This window comes from Vibrio sp. AND4 (genome assembly GCF_000171815.1).
Taxonomy (GTDB): domain Bacteria; phylum Pseudomonadota; class Gammaproteobacteria; order Enterobacterales; family Vibrionaceae; genus Vibrio.
In genome coordinates this window covers 1-17,050 of record NZ_ABGR01000039.1, presented here as the reverse complement: position 1 = coordinate 17,050, position 17,050 = coordinate 1, and the positions used below count along the sequence as shown (strand labels likewise).

The window sequence follows — 17,050 nt, the reverse complement described above, 5'->3', positions numbered from 1 at the left end:
GTATCCTCGCACAGATCTGGGGAGCAGAAACCATTCTTGCGGTAAAGACACAGTCTCACACCTATTCGGCTAGGCGCTACAGCAAAGGTCGAATCAAGACCGACTACGACGCGTTGTGGCTTGAACTCGGCGGTACCGAATACGACCGTAATTTTTACTCTATCGATGTTAACGCGCCCCGTCGTGATATTGAAGGCATGTCCCGCTCTAAGCGTTCAATGTACCGCCGTCGTTATGAATGGCTAGACAACACCAAAGCAACATTCGAAGCAGTATTAAGCAACTGACGCGGCTCAACACTAAAAGCAGAATAGTCAACGTTGGCGTCTACCAGAAGATAAAGAACAGAGCGGTGATGCTGAAAATCAAGCCAGTGGAGCCGCCGCCGCTGGCTTAGATTAGCGTGAGAAACGTATTACCGCGATAAACTTAGTACCACGAAAAACATTGCGGATTGAAGACTAAAAGCGTATTTATTCGAATAACAACGATTTTAATTCGATGACATTAGATGATGAGCAAATCCAATTAAAGATTGAGACCAGCAATAGATTCAATACTAATGGCATCATGTCGCCAGTATTCTATACCGCAGTCAATCAATTCACCATCTTGGTTGTAGTTAGTACGTTCCACCACCATTGCTGACGAGCCTGACGTTGCACGCAATGCCTGAGCCATTTCACCCAACAAGATACTGGTTGAAATACGATAACGAATCTTTTGGTATATCACGCCATAGTGCTCACGATAAATATCCGTCAGTGAATTCGACAAATTATGCTCTAGCAAGTTCGGAAATAACTCTGGCCGAATATAGTTTGTCACGTATACCACAGGACGATCATCAAGAAATCTCACACGGTCGACTCGATATACATCCGAGAAAGGCTGTAAGTTCAGCAAACGCGCTGCTTGTTTGTTTGCTAGTGTTCCTTTTGCTGCCAGCAACTCTATTTTTGGTACACGATTTTGCGCTTTCGCCATAGCGGGAAAATTCAGCGTTTGAGTTGGATCGTAACGCAGTGGTTCTGGAGAGATAAACCAACCTCGACGATCTTCGCGATAGATTCGACCTTCCGCTTCCAACAGTGATAAAGCTTCACGCAAAGTAACACGCGTGGTATCAAACGATTCCGCCAATTTGCGTTCTGCAGGAAGCTTTTGACGCGGTGACAACATGCCTGCTTCAATTTGTTCAATAATCGAATCTTTAATTTTTACGTACTGCACTAAGTGTCCTTATCTTGTGTACCAAACCTGTGTGCGATCTTCTAACAACTAACCTATGTCATCCGAGCAATCGAAAACAACACCGGAATCGTGTCGGTTGGATGAAGGAATACTACCGTAGAAAAGGTATTCAATGCATTAACAAACACCTCTGCCTTGCTCCTAAGTGCAATATGATTGAGGCCAGTTTTTAGTTGACCACTACCAATAGCGGATTGAGATTTATCTTATTAAAACTCGGCTGCTTGATAAGGCAACTTGTTTATCGGCTCTTGCTCGGTGTACTCAAGCAAATCGTGTTCAACAAGCCGATCGATTTCCGCCTGCTCACCCACCACAATTAATACGCGCTGTTTCACCAGAGCATCGTACACCTCAACTTTATACTGACGAAGAAGTACTTTCACTTCGCTCTCTTTCCCTTGATGGTACTTAACAAAGTAACGTACAGGTTGCCGCTCGGCCTGATCAGAACCTTCACCGAAAGGTGCAAATCCGTAATCGTCTGCCAAACTGTTTGAGCTCAGCCCGATTACCAGAAGTGCGGTTGGAGCTACGGCAGACACAGCTTGTGAGGTCCGCTTCTTCATAGCCACTCCTTGTTGAAAGTTAAAGTGCCCAATTGCAGATAATGCGCATACATCACCTGGCAAACCCACCACATTTAATTCCTATAGCCCAGCGGTTCTAGCCAGAGGGATACTCTCGGAAAATGGACTCGAGATGGTTTTTTATCAGATATTACCGCAACGCCCAAGTCAGTGTAGCTATCTAACACAGATCCGCCAGCTCGTAACCCGATTCGATAGTACATAGTGTGGCTGCTAGCACGAAAATCATCATGAGACTCAGCATTCGCCGCTTATTAAGCTCAAAGAATGCTTCCAATCACCAATGCTTCAACTCTACGGATTAATGAACATTCATTTTATTCTCATAAAAAACCAAAAAGCAGATGACTCATAAAAGAATCAACTACCACCTCCTGTTAAACACTCAAAACATTTCACCTTATAAATAATCATTAACAAATAGCCATTTCATCACCATTTAAAGTTAACACCAAAAAATAACTCAATTAAATGAAGCCCAATTGTTAAGTCATTGTAAAGAAACGGTTATTACTTATTTTGCAAAACACTCACATTCACAAAATCTATTGAAATACGATTGCGTTAGCAAAATTGACAATGTACTTAATAATACATTGACTAGTTAGAGTATTTACTCCAAATTTAGTTTAACCAGTGAGATTAATTCTCATTTGTATCATGACAACAATTATTAAAGAGAGTGAATCATGAATAAAACGACCACGTTATTTAGTGCATTATTAATAATATCAAACTTTGCTCATACGGCAGACTCGTCAGAGCTTTTCGACCTACCGAACGCCGCAGAAGTGAGAAGCAAGCAGCAGAAGCAAACTGATACGTACGTTCGATGCTGGTATAGAACGAGTTATTCACACAACGACCCAGCAACGGACTGGGAGTGGGCAGAAAACCCAGATGGTAGTTACTTCACTATCAATGGCTATTGGCGGAATAAGCACGCTTTAAAAAACATGTTCTATACCGATACCGCTCAGAGCGTGATCAAAGAGCGCTGTCAACAGACTCTTGAACTGACGAACGAAAATGCAGACATTACCTTCTTTGCTGCAGACAACAACTTGTCATACAACCATTCAATCTGGACTAATGACCCTGTAAAACAGTCAGACAAAATCAATAAGGTGGTCGCATTAGGCGACAGCTTGTCCGATACAGGAAACATCTTTAATGCCTCTCAATGGCAATTCCCGAACCGAAACAGTTGGTTCTTGGGGCACTTCTCAAACGGTTTTGTCTGGACGGAATATATTGCTCAAGCCAAGCACTTACCTTTGTACAACTGGGCAGTAGGTGGTGCTGCTGGTGAAAATAAATACATTGCGCTAACTGGTGTTGGAAAACAAGTAGCCTCTTATCTTGCTTATGCGCAACTAGCGAAAAACTATAATCCTGCGAACACCTTGTTTACCTTAGAGTTTGGTTTGAATGATTTTATGAACTACAACCGAAGTGTTTCTGAAGTAAAAGCGGACTATGCAGAAGCCTTGATAAAACTGAATGACGCTGGCGCAAGAAACTTCCTGCTTATGACACTGCCTGACGCAACGTATGCCCCCCAATTTAAATATTCTAGTCAGGAAGAAATCGATGCAATTCGCGCAAACATTCTTGAGATGAATGAGTTTATAAAAACGCAAGCCGCGTACTATACAGCGCAAGGACTTAACATTACGTTGCACGATACCCATGCTCTCTTTGCGAGTTTGACTGCTAATCCAGAGCAACATGGCTTCAGTAACTCGACGGAAGCTTGTCTAGATATCAACCGCTCATCGTCCGCTGACTACTTATACAACCATTCTCCTCGCTCTGAGTGTGCATCTGTTGGTTCTGACAAGTTTGTGTTCTGGGATGTTACTCATCCAACGACAGCGACGCATCGCTATGTGGCAGAACAAATGCTAAAAAATACTGACCAACTTTCTCGTCATCCGTTCTAGGTCTTCCCCCTCTCTTGTTGTAGAGGGGCTCTGTGCATGATTGATGTACGGCATTTCATAGTGGTAATCGTAAAAAAGCGCTGAAAATCAGCGCTTTTTCCGTTTATTTGCTTACTCAACCACAAGGATATTCTTAAGCTCATTTAATGATGTCACTGTGTAGCTTGGTGTTACTTTCTGATCTGCGCTCATGCCAGCCGTGTTCAACCAACATGTTTCAATACCGAAGTTATTGCCACCCAAAATGTCAGAGTACAGATTATCACCCACCATCAGTACGCGCGTCTTACATGGATTTCCCATTTGCGTCATTGCGTACTCAAAGATGCCTGAGTCTGGCTTCGCGATACCCACTTCCTCAGAGATCACGACGTGCTCGAAGTAGTCATTCATGCCAGTTCGTTCTAGGCGAATCGCTTGCAACTCGGTAAAACCATTAGTGATGATACCCATTCGAGTTTTACCTTGCAGTGCCTCCATCAACTCTCTTGCGCCAGGTAGCAAAGTACAGATGTCTACCATCGCTTCTAAAAACGCAAGGTTGAGATCCATCGTTGTGGTGTTAAGCTTTTCTGCCCACTCTGTAAAACGTTTATGTTTAATCTCGTCTGCCGTCACTTTACCATCTTGGTAGTCCACCCACAGTGGCTTGTTTACCATTTGGTAGTGAGCAAAGTCTTGCGCAGTGAAATCAACACCTTTGCGAGAAAACATCAGCTGCAAACCTTTAAAGGCGTCAAAGTGGAACAAGGTTTCGTCAGCGTCAAACAAGATCCAATCGTATTTCATTTTCTTCTTTCCAATATTCAGGTCGTTTTTATCACACAGTCTAATTTTTTCTTATTTGGAGCAAACTCTTAATCACTAAGATATATACAGTAAGCTCACTTTTCAGTTGTTTCTGCGATGTACAGTGTTCGTTACTGAGTCGTTCTAAAACATAAACCTGTTTGGCACAAACACATTTGGTTAATCTAATGTTTCATTTTTAACAGGTGCGCAACCATTAAAGGCACGCTAACTTAGTAGCAACTCAACAGCATCGGAACATGAAACCATGAAAGTACTTATTCAATATACCCAAGCGGGTAAATATCGTGACCAAGCATGGGAATCTCTGACCCTAAAAGCAAAGGGCGAGATGCAAGCCGTGACGCCTTCTTATGCGGCGCAACTTATCGAGCAAAACAAAGCAACACTTGTGATGACGAATGACCAGCAGGTTATCTTCCATTCTTAGTTAAAAATATCGGTCGAGGTGAGCTTTATAACAGAGCTCATTTTTGTTTGATAACGACAAAAGCCAACCATAGATATAAGGAAAGCATCAAACCTTCGATAAATCCCCTCTCGTTAACATAGTCATAGCGAATCAACTTGATTTAAACGACGGATCAATTTGGCTGGCGTACCTCCATACAAACAATCAGGTGGGACATCGCTATTCACCACAGAGTTAGCAGCAATCACAGAGCGAGCACCAATAGTCACGCCTTGATTAATGACCGAATTGCCACCAATCCAAACACTATCCTCAACCTTAATTGGATGACAAAAGGTTTCCCACTTGAGCCGACTGCGGTAATCCAGAGAGTGCGAAGCGGTATAAAACTGAACACTAGGCCCAATAAGTACGTAATTACCAATGGTGATTTTAGCGCCATCCAACATCAAGACGTTCATATTAATGAAGGTCTCTTCTCCGATCTCAATTGTCTTGCCGAATTCACAATGAAACGGCGCTTGAATAATGCTTCGCCCAACTTTACCAAACAAGCGCTTTTGCAATGATTCACGCTGAGATTCATCGGTGTTATTATTAAAAGCCATTAGCGCAAGGGTTGCATTATTGCGCGTCGCTTCGATTTCTTTATCTGTACCATCAAACACTTGGCCAGACATCATCTTTTCTAATTCGGTCATTGAGAGTTCCTACAACTTGAGACCAAAATAGATTAGCGTAAACAAAGAAGAAAAAAAGAGAAAAGCACGGGCTATTCTCTTTCCTGTTTTATCTATTTGTACTTGAAGAATTAAACAATTTCCCAGCTGTGGGTCATTTTTACCCCCTCACCCAGCATTAAGCATACTGAACAGTATCTCTCTAATGAGTCCGCGGTGACTTTTTCTACGATCTCTGGCTCTAGGGCTTCACCTGAAACTTCAAAGTGGATGTTCACTTGAGTAAAAATACGCGGCGCGGTCTCACGACGTTCAGTGGTTAGCTTTGCATTAACAGCAGCCACTTTTTGACCAGCTGTTTTCAAACCATCAACAACGTCTACAGAACTGCAACCACCAGCGGCCATAAGAACCATTTCCATTGGACTTGGTGCCGTCTCTCCCTTATTACCATCCATCACTACCGAGTGACCTGATTGAGAGTGACCGATAAATTTAAAGTCTTCGACCCATTTAACTTCTGCTTGCATACTTTCCCTCACAAATTCCTCTGTCTCATCCACCATTTGTCTGTCTGATGAGCCCATATTTTGTGACATTACTTTAGCCACCTTAAAAAAAAGGGCAAAGAAATTTTCATCTTCACTGTAATTTTTTCACTCTTAACTCTGTCCTCTTACGTAACACCCATTAAGAAAGTGACGTTTGAGGAAATTATGAAGAAAGTATCTAAGTTGTTGGTGGGATTCTCATTCACGCTACCTGTATTATGCATCTTGCTAAGTAAAACAGGTATTGCCGATACCATGGATAAAATGAACGCATCAGGAAAGGCTGACATCGCGACACTAGCAGGCGGTTGTTTCTGGTGTACCGAATCGGATTTAGAACAATTACCGGGAGTGTTAGACGTTATTTCTGGTTATTCCGGTGGTCAGTTGAAAAACCCAACTTATCGACAAGTCTCCTCCGGCAAATCAGGTCATATTGAAGTGATTGAGGTAAAATACGACCCTAACGTGGTGAGTTACGAACAAGTACTGGATTATTTCTTTCGCCATATCGATCCAACTGACGACAAAGGTTCATTTGTCGACCGTGGCCCTCAATACCGCCCTGCAATCTTCTACCACAATGCCGAGCAGAAACAGGTAGCTGAGCAATTTATGATGGAAATCGATAAGGCGATGATCTATCCAAAACCACTTAAAACAGAACTGATCGAATTTGAAAAGTTTTATCCTGCGGAGTCGTACCATCAAGATTACTACAAGAAAAGCAGCCTGAAATACAAATACTACCGCTACGCATCTGGTCGCGATAAATATCTAGACCAAGTATTTGGTGATGACAGAAAAGACAGCCCGAAAACACTGCGTGAACTCATTAACGAAAAAGACCTGATAACAAAAGTGAAGGTTTACAAAAAGCCCTCAGAAAAAGAGATAAAAGCACAGCTAACTGAGCTTCAGTACTACGTCACTCAAGAAGATGGCACCGAGCGCCCTTTCGACAACAAATATTGGGATAACAAAGAAGCGGGGATATACATAGACATTGTTACCGGTGAGCCATTGTTTTCATCAACCGATAAATACAAGTCAGGCACAGGTTGGCCGAGCTTTACCAAACCAATAAACCCTGGTTACATAGTAGAGAAAACCGATTTTAAACTGGTTTACCCGCGCACCGAGATCCGCAGCAAATTTGGCGACTCTCACATCGGTCATGTCTTCAAAGACGGTCCGAAGCCAACTGGCTTGCGCTACTGTATGAATTCCGCTGCGATGAAGTTTATCCCGGTAAATCAAATGGCTAGCTCAGGCTACGGCGAATACCTTTATCTGTTCGACAAGTAGCTAAATCATTTGTTTAATAAACAGTTAATGTCTGTTAGGCCAAATTGAGAGTAAACAACCTAAGTATGAAAGGTTTTAAAACCAACCTGCCAACAAAGGTCTGCCCCATCTGCCAGCGCCCATTTTCTTGGAGAAAAAAATGGGCGCGAAATTGGGAAGAGATCGTCTATTGCTCTGCACGTTGCCGGAGAAAGAGAACAACGAAAAACTAGCCCGCTCACAACCGCCCTACACATAATGCGATTTTTGCCAAAGTAATACGCTTTTACCACGGTAATAACGTGCCATCATATGCCCAAAACGCCCCGCTATCTTGCGGGACTGCTTTCTCTATCAGTACTAACAAGTCCCTCGCAACTCGCTCTGGCGTAAACAGTTTTCCTTCAGGGACGTTAGCTTGGAAAGGTGCAGATAAGGCCGTGTCTGTCGTCCCTGGATGAAGCGACAGCACCGTGCCATATTTGACCATTCGTTGCCATTCAATTGACATGGTTTTGAGGAACATATTTAACGCGGCTTTCGATGCGCGGTAGCTGTACCAACCACCCAACTGGTTATCACTAATACTCCCTACTTTGGCCGATATGGTGGCAAATTTGGGAGCAGTACTGCGTTTGAGTTTGGGCGTAAAGTATTTCGCCAATAACAAACTGGGCAGCGTATTCACTGTAATGGTTTGTTGAAAAAAGTCGGCGTCGAGCGAACTAAGATTTTTCTCAGGGCCTTTCTCGTGGGTGTGCAACATGCCAACGCAATTCACCAACCAATCAAGATGTTCAATTCGCTCACTAAACACTTTCACCTGCTCATCTATTGAAGCATCCACTTGATGCCAAGCGACTTGAGGGTGTTGCCAATCTGGTTGCTGCTTACGGTAGGTAGCGTGCACTCTGGCTTGAGGAAACCGAACAACCGATTGCTGTACCATCGCTAGGCCAATGCCGCCATTGCCACCAATGATCACTATTTCCATCACAAGCTCTCCAAATTTTCTATGTAATACTCCGCCGTATCGAGTATCGACTGACGCTGCTGCTCTTCCATATTATCCCAAGAACGGAAAATCATTCCGATACGTGGGTTGGTGGCCAAACGTTTGTCATGTTTGTTCATAAAACGCCAATATAGGCTGTTGAAAGGACAGGCCCCTTCCCCGCTACGCGATTTGTTGTCGTAATGACACCCCTTACAATAATCACTCATTTTGTTGATGTAAGAACCACTCGCGGCATAAGGTTTAGTGCCAACAATGCCACCATCGGCAAACAATGCCATGCCACGCGTGTTGGGCATCTCTACCCATTCAATCGCATCCACATAGATGCCGAGATACCACTGGTCCACTTGATCTGGGTCGATTTCCGTGAGCAAACAAAAATTACCTGTGACCATTAGGCGCTGGATATGGTGCGCATAAGCATAATCTAAGGACTGACCAATCGCGTTACGCATGCACGCCATTTTTGTTTCGCCATTCCAAAAGAAATCGGGCAGCTTTCTTTTCGCCCCCAGCTCGTTCTTTGTCGCGTAGTGGGGCATGTTTGCCCAATAGACACCCCGGATGTACTCTCGCCAACCTAGGATTTGACGAATAAAGCCCTCTACCTGAGAAATATCAACGTCAGGATTAGAATGAAATGCCGCAAGAGACGCATCAATCACTTCTTGGGGATGGAGTAATTTACTGTTTAGAGAAAACGAAATCCGGCTGTGATAAAGGCTCCATTTAGCGTCGTGCTGTCCAGTCATCGCGTCTTGAAAACGACCAAATAATGGCAGACAAACTTGGCAAAAATGCGCAAGTAAAGACAAACTTTGTGCACGATTCACTGGCCACAACAAATCGCCTTCAAGGTTTCCGATCGTTTTGATGTTATGTCGCACCAACCGCTCAGAAATTTCACGTACGTTGGTGCTGAACATCAAAGGATGTGGCAGTTGCTCAATGTCTTTAGCTTTGAGCTTGTTCCGATTGTTGGCATCGTAGTTCCATTTGCCACCTACGGGTTTTCCGTCTTGCATCAAGATGTTAAAGCGCTTGCGCATACGACGATAAAAGTGCTCCATCATGATGTGTTTGCCATAAGGAAACTGCGACTCTATCTCTTCAAACGGCAGCAAAAAGTGTTCAGAATCGACGCAGCGCATCACGACACCATCGAGCTTGAGCCTAGCTAACTGCTCTAGCAATCGATATTCGTCAGGGCGTTGGTATTCTAGCTTACTCGCTCCCACCTCACTAACATAATGCTGCAAGACTTGCTCAAGACCATCGAACGATGCAGTGTCATCTAGCGTGAGTTGCAAAACCTGATGACCTTCGCTCTGACGTTCTCTCGCAAATTGTTCCATCGCTGAGAAAAATGCACACACTTTTTGAATGTGATGCGCCACATACGTGCTCTCTTGTTTTAACTCTGCAATCAAGTAAAGAACACGGTTGTCTGGCCTCTGAAACCAAGAATGCTCGCTATTGAGCTGATCACCCAGAATCAGTCGTACGGTTTCAAACTGCATTTCTGTCACTCCTAGGACGACGTCTTTCCATGACTATCCATCATTATCGGCCAATCGACCATGTCGACGCTATCCAAATGCGCGTCAACGCAATGTCCTTGCCACCTATTGATGAATGCCATATTGGGATCGTAAATTTCGGTTTGCTTTTTGAGATTGAATTGTCGCGCACCACGTGGGTCAGCGCCGACACCCGCTAGATATTGCCAGTTGCCCCAGTTAGAGGCGACGTCGTAATCTATTAGTTGGGACTCAAAATAGGCAGCGCCATAGCGCCAATCGAGCCCAAGTTCGTGCACCAAACAACTTGCGACCAATTGTCTACCACGGTTAGACATGTAACCCGTTTCGTTAAGTTGATGCATGCAAGCATTCACAATAGGAAATGGGGTTTCACCTTGCTTCCATTGCTGGAAACGATGCCCATAAAAGCTAGTCAAAGGCACTTGATTGCGGATGCCCCCAAATCGAAACAGCTGATGTTTATATTTTCGTGCATACCAATAAAAGTACTCACGCCATAGAAGCTCGAAGTAGATCCAGTAGGTCGAGTCGTTCGCTCCGTTTACATGCTCATAACGGCTTAGCATGGCGCAGATGACTTTCGGGGAGAGACACCCGTGAGCGAGCCAAGGTGAAAACTTGGTTGAATATTCCATACCGTCTAAACCATTGCGTGTCTGCTTATAATCACTGGCTGATATCGAAGAGAAATACTGTTGGCAGTGTTCCAGTCCAGCCTGCTCTCCCCCATTAAATAGGTAGGACTTGCCATCACCAATTAACCGTAAAGTTGGCAGGGCCAAGCCCTCGGGTATCGGGGGTAAAGATGATACCGTCGCCACTGGTTTTGACACCGGTAACTTCTCAACAAGTTTGCGAAACTTGGTAAAAGTACCGGGTAAGTTTTCGAGAGAAAAGGGCAAATCATCAAGTGCAAACAAGCTGCGTACTTCCCGTTGGCAAATTGTTAGGTGTGGAAAATCTGAACGTATTTTATCTATGACGTCTTGCTCATCTACTCCGGAAAAGGCGTCGCAGTAAAGATGTGTCACATCAAGCTTCTCAATCGCATGTTTGATTGCTTGATAGGGTAATAAATCAACCACTTGCAAACGTTGATTTCTCGCATTCAACGACAGATTGAGGCAGTGTAACGACTCATCTAAAAACCGAAGTTTGTTCTGACCAAACTGGGCTTCCTGCGCAAAGTGCGTTAAAAATGGTGGGAGTTTGGGATAACAGTAAATGCAGATCAATTCACTTACTGCCTTGTCCACTTCGGCAAGCAGTGGGTTATCATGAATTCTTAATTCATTTGTAAACCAGTAAAGCCCGATTTTGTTTTTCAAAGTAAGCATTCCATGTGCGTTTGTGCTTATATAAATCTTACGCACTATGCCAGTTTGCGATCAGACGGCCCTTGGTTGTATTTGCAAATCACTGAACAAAACGTTTGCTAAACAATTTTTTAAATTAATTCTATAAACCAATTAAAAATGATAAAAAATAAAGCGATATTGATTGATATCCGTTACCCTTAAACCTGATTCCAATTTGCTTGCCGCATTGCAGAAATGACAGACGAATTTAAAAAATCAACCGCCAATCTAAGAAAAGCGGTACCATTAATGTTCAAGAACTACGTAGCAGCAACACCAGCAAACTACGCCTTGTGGTACACCTATGTAGATAAAACCATTCCAGAGCTTAACCAAGAGTTAGATATGGTTCTGCAAAATTATGATGTCTGTCCACCAGCGACACACAAGATGCTTTATAACAGCTATGTCGCAAGTAAAGCAGAAACGAGCCTAGAAGAACTCAAAACCAACGTAGAATTACTATTAGGCGAAGTCTCTAGCTCAATGAGTGATACCATCACTGACACTTCTTACTTCTCAGAACTTATCGACAGGAGCTTTAATAAGCTCGAAAAAGTTGAAGATCACAGTTTAAGCATTGAGGAAGTAATGAGTGTGGTTCGCCAACTCGTCTCTGAATCTCGTGAAATCCGTCACTCGACTCAATTCCTAAATAGTCAACTAACCACAGCTGGCAAGGAAATTTCTCGTCTAAAATGCCAATTAGCCCAAGTACAAAAAGATGCGCTCTTCGATGGCCTCTCCAATTTGTATAACCGTCGCGCTTTCGATAATGACCTCCAAATGCTGATCGACAACAGTCAAAGCATGACTCTGGTTCTGCTTGATATTGATCACTTTAAAGGGTTTAACGACAATTATGGGCATCTATTTGGCGATACCGTCATCAAAGCAATCGCACGGCGTCTTCAGCAAAGCTGCCGTGACGGCATTAGTGCTTACCGTTTCGGCGGTGAGGAGTTTGCCCTAATCGTGCCGAATAAATCTATACGCATAGGTCGTCAATACGCGGACACGTTGCGCCGAATAATCGAAAAATTGCGTGTCCGTGATAAACGTTCAGGCAGCCAAGTGCAAAACATTACCGCCTCTTTTGGTGTCGCAGAGTATGAAGTTGGTGATACATTGGATAGCCTAGTGACGAAGGCTGATAAACAGTTATATGAAGCAAAACAGCTGGGGCGAAACCGAGTTATGCCACTCTAAAGTATTTCCTCCCCTCTTCCGCACCTCCCTTTAACAGACTCAACCCCAAACATTTGTTGGGGTTGAGTACTTTGGATTTAATCCACTGTCGTTAGGTACACGTCCGAAAATCAGTCCACGCTATAGCAGTAGCAGAGGAAGTAATCATCGCCATTTTTGGCGGTGTACTCTTTGTCTTCACTGCACGCCATTGGTTTGCCTTTTACATCGCCTTTTATCAAACTAATCCAGTGACGCATCGCTGTCGGTGCGTTGCCGATGAGCTCAGGGCTGAAGGTAGTGCGTGTTTCTAACTGAATATCATCGATATCCATTAGCTCTACGCACCCGGTCCCTTTGTGACAGCCAAACATCACTTCTACGTGGCTGCCTAACTCATCTTTGAGCAGTATCGCTTTCGGATCTTCTTTCTCACCTGTATACGCTACAAAGTGTTTTGGTCGTTTCAAGCCACTGTGTGTGCCGTCTTTAAAGTAAGCCATAACATGACGGTAATCTATCACGTAGCTGGATACATCTTGGTGCGACCCGTTCTCAAGTGGGAACATACGGTCGAGTAATAGCTTCGCTCTAACTTGCTTCTCGTTCTGCTGCTCCGCACTTACCGCCTCGACGGCAAATACGGCTTCAGCGATAAACGAGCGTTCTTGTTGTTGGATGTCTTCTTTATCGAATTTCAGCATATTCATCGTCATTTCCTCGCACTTAAATGCTCTTGCTAGAGTAAAAACTTAAAACCAGTATTTAAGTTTCAAGCCGTTCTGTGAAGTGAATAGTTAATTTATCTATCTGCTTACTATGTAGACTAGCGAATTATTGACTACAATTTCACAACAAAAATTTTACAATGTGAATTTTACAAAATGTCTGTGTCAAAAAGTCTTATCCGGCAATCCCACTTCCTCGGGACGAAAATTCGTAACCTGAGGAAAAATAACCATTTAACCATGGAAGATTTATCCGCTCGCTGCATTCGGGTCAATCCCGAGTACGCACCGTCGGTCTCTTATTTATCGATGATAGAGCGCGGAAAACGGGTTCCAAGCATCGATATGTTGGAGGTGATCGCCGAAGTTTTTCAAAAAGAACCGACATGGTTTTTAGATGATGAGCCTGAACTCGAGGCCATTACGCCCAATAAAGGCAATCGGGGCGGCATTAATGGCATGGCCCTTGAGCCTAGTTTCTTGTTCTCAAATGACATCTTGCAAATCGCGATACCCGAAATGCTCTCCCAAACTGGTATCACTGGGCGACAATTTGCGCATCTATTGATTCGTGCCCACCAAGAGAATCATCAGAACCATTTTCCAGACCTAGAACGAGCCGCAGAAGAAGTCGGATTAAAGCGTCTTAACCTTTCGGTAGAGGATTTGATCGATATTGCCAAAAGCATGGGGTTAGATATTCGTTGGGTAGACCGGGCACCGCAAGACGTTATTGACGAACTCGGTGTGAGTGCGAAGCAATTGATCACCTCTTTCATGGAAGCGCCAGGCACGGTTTATCTTAATAAGCGAATGCGAGACTACCCGACACGTTTGAAGTACGACCTAGCAGTCTACATTGGCCATCGAGTACTGCACAGCAGCGATGGCATGAGTAACGTGCTATCAATTGGGCATCAAAACAACTGGGAGCAAAGCGGTTCGCAAGTTTCGAACTCGGAGCTCAACTCTCAAGACATTTTGCAAGCGTGGCGGGATTTTGAATCAAGCTTTTTCGCCGGTGCTCTACTTTGTCCAAAAGTGCCGTTTCGCCAACTACTCGATCGCTCTGGCTATGAGATCGATGTACACAAAAAGGCGGGCGTCTCTCCGTCAGTGGCCATGCGACGCATGACTGTTGTATCACCTTATCCACACTGGCATTACTTTGATGCTTACGGTCCGGGGAAACTTAAAGCCGTGTATCGTGGAAATGGAATTCCGCTTCCTTGGGGCAACATGCGCAAGGTCAATGACCCTTGCCAGCATTGGGCGGTGTTCCGTCGATTATCAGAACCGCTGGATACCAGTTCAGCGCAGATTTCGATTCTGAACGTCGGAAATGAGCCACGTATATACTGCTGTGAGTCAGTCAACGTGTTCGACCCTGCGGGCAACAACCGTGTTCTGTGCGCTGGTATCGATTTGAACCCCGCAATTTCAGCCCAAGGAGGCGACGCTATTGCCATTGCAGAAGAATTGAAGTCACTGTGTGTTTCTTCTGGAGGCAGCACCAACATACCTCAACACATCAAAAAGGATCTCACCACGATTGCCAAGATCCTCAACATTAATTGGATAGAACGCGGGATTCAAACTCAAGCGAGGTTGATTTGCTCAAGGGGAACGGTGTGTCCAAGACAACCGAGTTGTTACCACAAGTGTAATGAGTCGGAGGATTCAGGTGACGCGCCGCATTCTATTGGGCTCTAGAAAGAAAAAACGCCAATCACAATAGAGGTGATTGGCGGTATATACATTGTGAACAATGAGTGTTCACTAACAACGTCAGTTGGCTAGGTGACCCTCGGCTTAATAAGGGTCAAACCTTACTTAGCATGATGCGTGCCAACTTAAAAAATTGCCTTTTTTCTTCGATCTTGATGCATATTGATGTTTTATTGAGCACTCCCTTTGCAAATCGCATTTGCAAAATGCAAAATAGTGCAAATATGCCACTACATGCATTTGTAATAATCCCTTTATCAGAAAACATCGTTTGATAATAATCACGGTAAGAAAGCGTTCAAAATTGGCATAGGGAAGGTGACTGAGAGCAAGACTGAGATTTCAAACGAAGTTATCGGACGTTGTAACAAGCCAGAATATGAGGCTCGAAATTTATGGTGTTAGCGGCTATACACCGCCATGCTTGTGTTGATACATATCCTCATCAGCAATTTTCATCATTTGTTGAGCTGATGTCATTTTTGGATCAAACATCGCATATCCAATACTGGCTCTAAGGTAAATCGAGTTTTCCTCGTAGAGAACCGGACTCGAGCACAAAGCAAAGCGAAGCTTTTTCACTAATGCATGAATGCTATCTTCCGTTTTTGGATTATGAACAATCACAAGAAACTCATCTCCTCCCATGCGAGCCACTATGTCTGAGCGGCGTAAAGTCTTTTTTATTCGCTCTGCGCATGCAATAAGTACTTGATCGCCAGCATCGTGGCCATAGTTATCGTTAATATTCTTAAAACAATCCAGATCAATGTTTACAAGCGCAAAGCTGTATCGCATTTTATAGCGTTTCGCGAGCTGAAACTGATGTTTGTAGGACTGCATAAAATAGCGACGATTAGGCAACTGCGTAAGCTCATCATGCAGTGCTCGTTTATCTGCCAGGATATACAAACGGTAAATGACAATCAGGGCGATACTCAATCCAAAGGCAATGGGGTAGCCAACTAACCTCGTTAGTTGCAATGTACTCCAAGGCAATTTCGGTTCTAACTCGGCACCAGAATATATCGCTAAACTCCAACTACCATACGGAAACTGTACTTGCTCTTGAGCAAAAATTGTCCCATTAGGCTTTGACTCACCAAAAAATATGTCTCCGGTCTCACCGCTGCTGTCGTATCCACGAATGGTCATTGAATAACGGGAAGAAAAGTCAATCGCCTCTGTTTCACGAAGCAAACCATTAAAATCTATCACTGCACTGACCACTCCCCAATAATCTTTATTCATCGGGGGATCACGAAACACTGGCACACGTGCAATTAATCCTCGACTGCCCCCAACTAGCTCACTAGGGCCTGCGATAAATACCTCTTCAATCTCTTTGGCTTTTTGTATTTGAACCCACTGCGCTGGTACCGTTCGATAGTCCAACCCAACAACATCCTCATTTCCCTGGAGTGGATAGACATGACTAACCACGTCATTTTCCGCAATACTGATAGCAGTGATATGGCTACTTTCTTTGAGGATGCGATTCACTACCTTGTTTAGCTTGCGGCTTTCATGTTTCGGTAGCAATGTAGCAAGAGCCGCTAGGGTACTGGCTTTGTATATATCAGCCATGAGTTCCGCTTCTAAATTGGAACGGAGCATAGAAAGACGATCTTTGGCCTCAACTTGAAGTCGCTCTCGGTGAAGGTTGAGTTGATTGTGATGCAACAACTCGACGACTCCAACGCAAAGAGCAAAAAAAGTGAGGAAGAACAATGCAAAGTAGCTTTGCTTCTTCGATGGATATGGCATCTGTTCCCCACTAACTTATGACTATCTGAATTTTTTGATTATTGTTAAAAAATCTCAATTACATTAATAATAAGCGACAGTGGTACGAATACCAACCATAGGAAGTTGCTGATCAAAATTAGCACAGGGAAAACGCGTGAGAACAAGGTTAAAATTTCGATACGTTGTTATTCTGTACTCCAAATTAAA

17 protein-coding genes are annotated in these 17,050 nt (G+C 43.8%); 7 read left to right on the top strand and 10 right to left on the bottom strand.

All coding sequences use genetic code 11. The annotated features are described in order from the left end of the window. On the top strand, window positions 1-287 hold a 287-nt coding region (locus AND4_RS17290), incomplete at its 5' end, for a DUF535 family protein (protein ID WP_009844276.1). Window positions 288-528: 241 nt separating this feature from the next. Here the strand turns inward: AND4_RS17290 and phnR are convergent. Both phnR and AND4_RS17280 read right to left on the bottom strand, forming a co-directional pair. Next, window positions 529-1,233, bottom strand: a complete 705-nt coding sequence (phnR, locus tag AND4_RS17285; RefSeq protein ID WP_009844275.1) for a phosphonate utilization transcriptional regulator PhnR — start codon at window positions 1,231-1,233, stop codon at window positions 529-531. Window positions 1,234-1,463: 230 nt separating this feature from the next. After that, a complete protein-coding gene (locus AND4_RS17280; RefSeq protein WP_043991847.1) occupies window positions 1,464-1,823 on the bottom strand; it encodes an ATPase in 360 nt (119 codons plus the stop codon). Between the two features lie 710 nt (window positions 1,824-2,533). On the opposite strand from AND4_RS17280, the gene AND4_RS17275 reads away from it, so the two are divergent. Further along, window positions 2,534-3,790 (top strand): SGNH/GDSL hydrolase family protein, encoded by a 1,257-nt coding sequence (locus AND4_RS17275; protein WP_009844273.1) that lies wholly within the window; start codon window positions 2,534-2,536, stop codon window positions 3,788-3,790. 111 nt (window positions 3,791-3,901) lie between these two features. On the opposite strand, the gene yjjG is transcribed toward AND4_RS17275, so the two are convergent. Further along, window positions 3,902-4,579, bottom strand: coding sequence for a pyrimidine 5'-nucleotidase (gene yjjG, locus AND4_RS17270; RefSeq protein WP_009844272.1), 678 nt, complete (start codon window positions 4,577-4,579; stop codon window positions 3,902-3,904). Window positions 4,580-4,847: 268 nt separating this feature from the next. On the opposite strand from yjjG, the gene AND4_RS17265 reads away from it, so the two are divergent. Continuing rightward, the gene (locus AND4_RS17265) at window positions 4,848-5,030 is read left to right on the top strand and encodes a hypothetical protein (RefSeq protein WP_009844271.1); all 183 of its coding nucleotides are present in this window, start codon (window positions 4,848-4,850) and stop codon (window positions 5,028-5,030) included. 122 nt (window positions 5,031-5,152) lie between these two features. On the opposite strand, the gene AND4_RS17260 is transcribed toward AND4_RS17265, so the two are convergent. Further along, entirely contained in the window at window positions 5,153-5,713 is a 561-nt protein-coding gene (locus AND4_RS17260) for a sugar O-acetyltransferase (RefSeq protein WP_009844270.1), read from the bottom strand. A 110-nt stretch (window positions 5,714-5,823) separates the two neighbouring features. Then, the gene (locus tag AND4_RS17255) at window positions 5,824-6,222 is read right to left on the bottom strand and encodes an OsmC family protein (protein ID WP_043991845.1); all 399 of its coding nucleotides are present in this window, start codon (window positions 6,220-6,222) and stop codon (window positions 5,824-5,826) included. A 186-nt stretch (window positions 6,223-6,408) separates the two neighbouring features. Here AND4_RS17255 and msrB point away from each other — a divergent pair, with 186 nt between their 5' ends. Next, entirely contained in the window at window positions 6,409-7,551 is a 1,143-nt protein-coding gene (gene msrB, locus AND4_RS17250) for a peptide-methionine (R)-S-oxide reductase MsrB (protein ID WP_009844268.1), read from the top strand. A gap of 65 nt (window positions 7,552-7,616) precedes the next feature. Then, window positions 7,617-7,763: a DUF2256 domain-containing protein gene (locus AND4_RS19730; protein WP_009844267.1), complete on the top strand. Its 147-nt coding sequence runs from the start codon at window positions 7,617-7,619 to the stop codon at window positions 7,761-7,763. A 53-nt stretch (window positions 7,764-7,816) separates the two neighbouring features. Here AND4_RS19730 and AND4_RS17245 read toward each other — a convergent pair whose 3' ends face one another. The 3 genes from AND4_RS17245 to AND4_RS17235 are packed head-to-tail and all read right to left on the bottom strand — an operon-like array spanning window position 7,817 to window position 11,420. Next, window positions 7,817-8,524, bottom strand: a complete 708-nt coding sequence (locus AND4_RS17245; protein ID WP_009844266.1) for an SDR family oxidoreductase — start codon at window positions 8,522-8,524, stop codon at window positions 7,817-7,819. Next, entirely contained in the window at window positions 8,524-10,068 is a 1,545-nt protein-coding gene (locus AND4_RS17240) for a cryptochrome/photolyase family protein (protein ID WP_009844265.1), read from the bottom strand. Before AND4_RS17240 ends, AND4_RS17245 begins: the two co-directional genes overlap by 1 nt. 11 nt (window positions 10,069-10,079) lie before the next feature. Next, entirely contained in the window at window positions 10,080-11,420 is a 1,341-nt protein-coding gene (locus tag AND4_RS17235) for a DASH family cryptochrome (RefSeq protein ID WP_009844264.1), read from the bottom strand. A 225-nt stretch (window positions 11,421-11,645) separates the two neighbouring features. On the opposite strand from AND4_RS17235, the gene AND4_RS17230 reads away from it, so the two are divergent. Beyond that, complete coding sequence (locus AND4_RS17230; RefSeq protein WP_009844263.1) at window positions 11,646-12,659, top strand: GGDEF domain-containing protein; 1,014 nt, start codon at window positions 11,646-11,648, stop codon at window positions 12,657-12,659. A gap of 110 nt (window positions 12,660-12,769) precedes the next feature. On the opposite strand, the gene AND4_RS17225 is transcribed toward AND4_RS17230, so the two are convergent. Further along, window positions 12,770-13,348 (bottom strand): malate synthase, encoded by a 579-nt coding sequence (locus AND4_RS17225; RefSeq protein WP_009844262.1) that lies wholly within the window; start codon window positions 13,346-13,348, stop codon window positions 12,770-12,772. A gap of 174 nt (window positions 13,349-13,522) precedes the next feature. On the opposite strand from AND4_RS17225, the gene AND4_RS17220 reads away from it, so the two are divergent. Then, window positions 13,523-15,079, top strand: a complete 1,557-nt coding sequence (locus AND4_RS17220) for a DUF3612 domain-containing protein (RefSeq protein ID WP_083796307.1) — start codon at window positions 13,523-13,525, stop codon at window positions 15,077-15,079. Between the two features lie 423 nt (window positions 15,080-15,502). On the opposite strand, the gene AND4_RS17215 is transcribed toward AND4_RS17220, so the two are convergent. Next, the gene (locus AND4_RS17215; protein WP_009844260.1) at window positions 15,503-16,861 is read right to left on the bottom strand and encodes a diguanylate cyclase; all 1,359 of its coding nucleotides are present in this window, start codon (window positions 16,859-16,861) and stop codon (window positions 15,503-15,505) included. Between the last annotated feature and the right edge of the window lie 189 nt (window positions 16,862-17,050).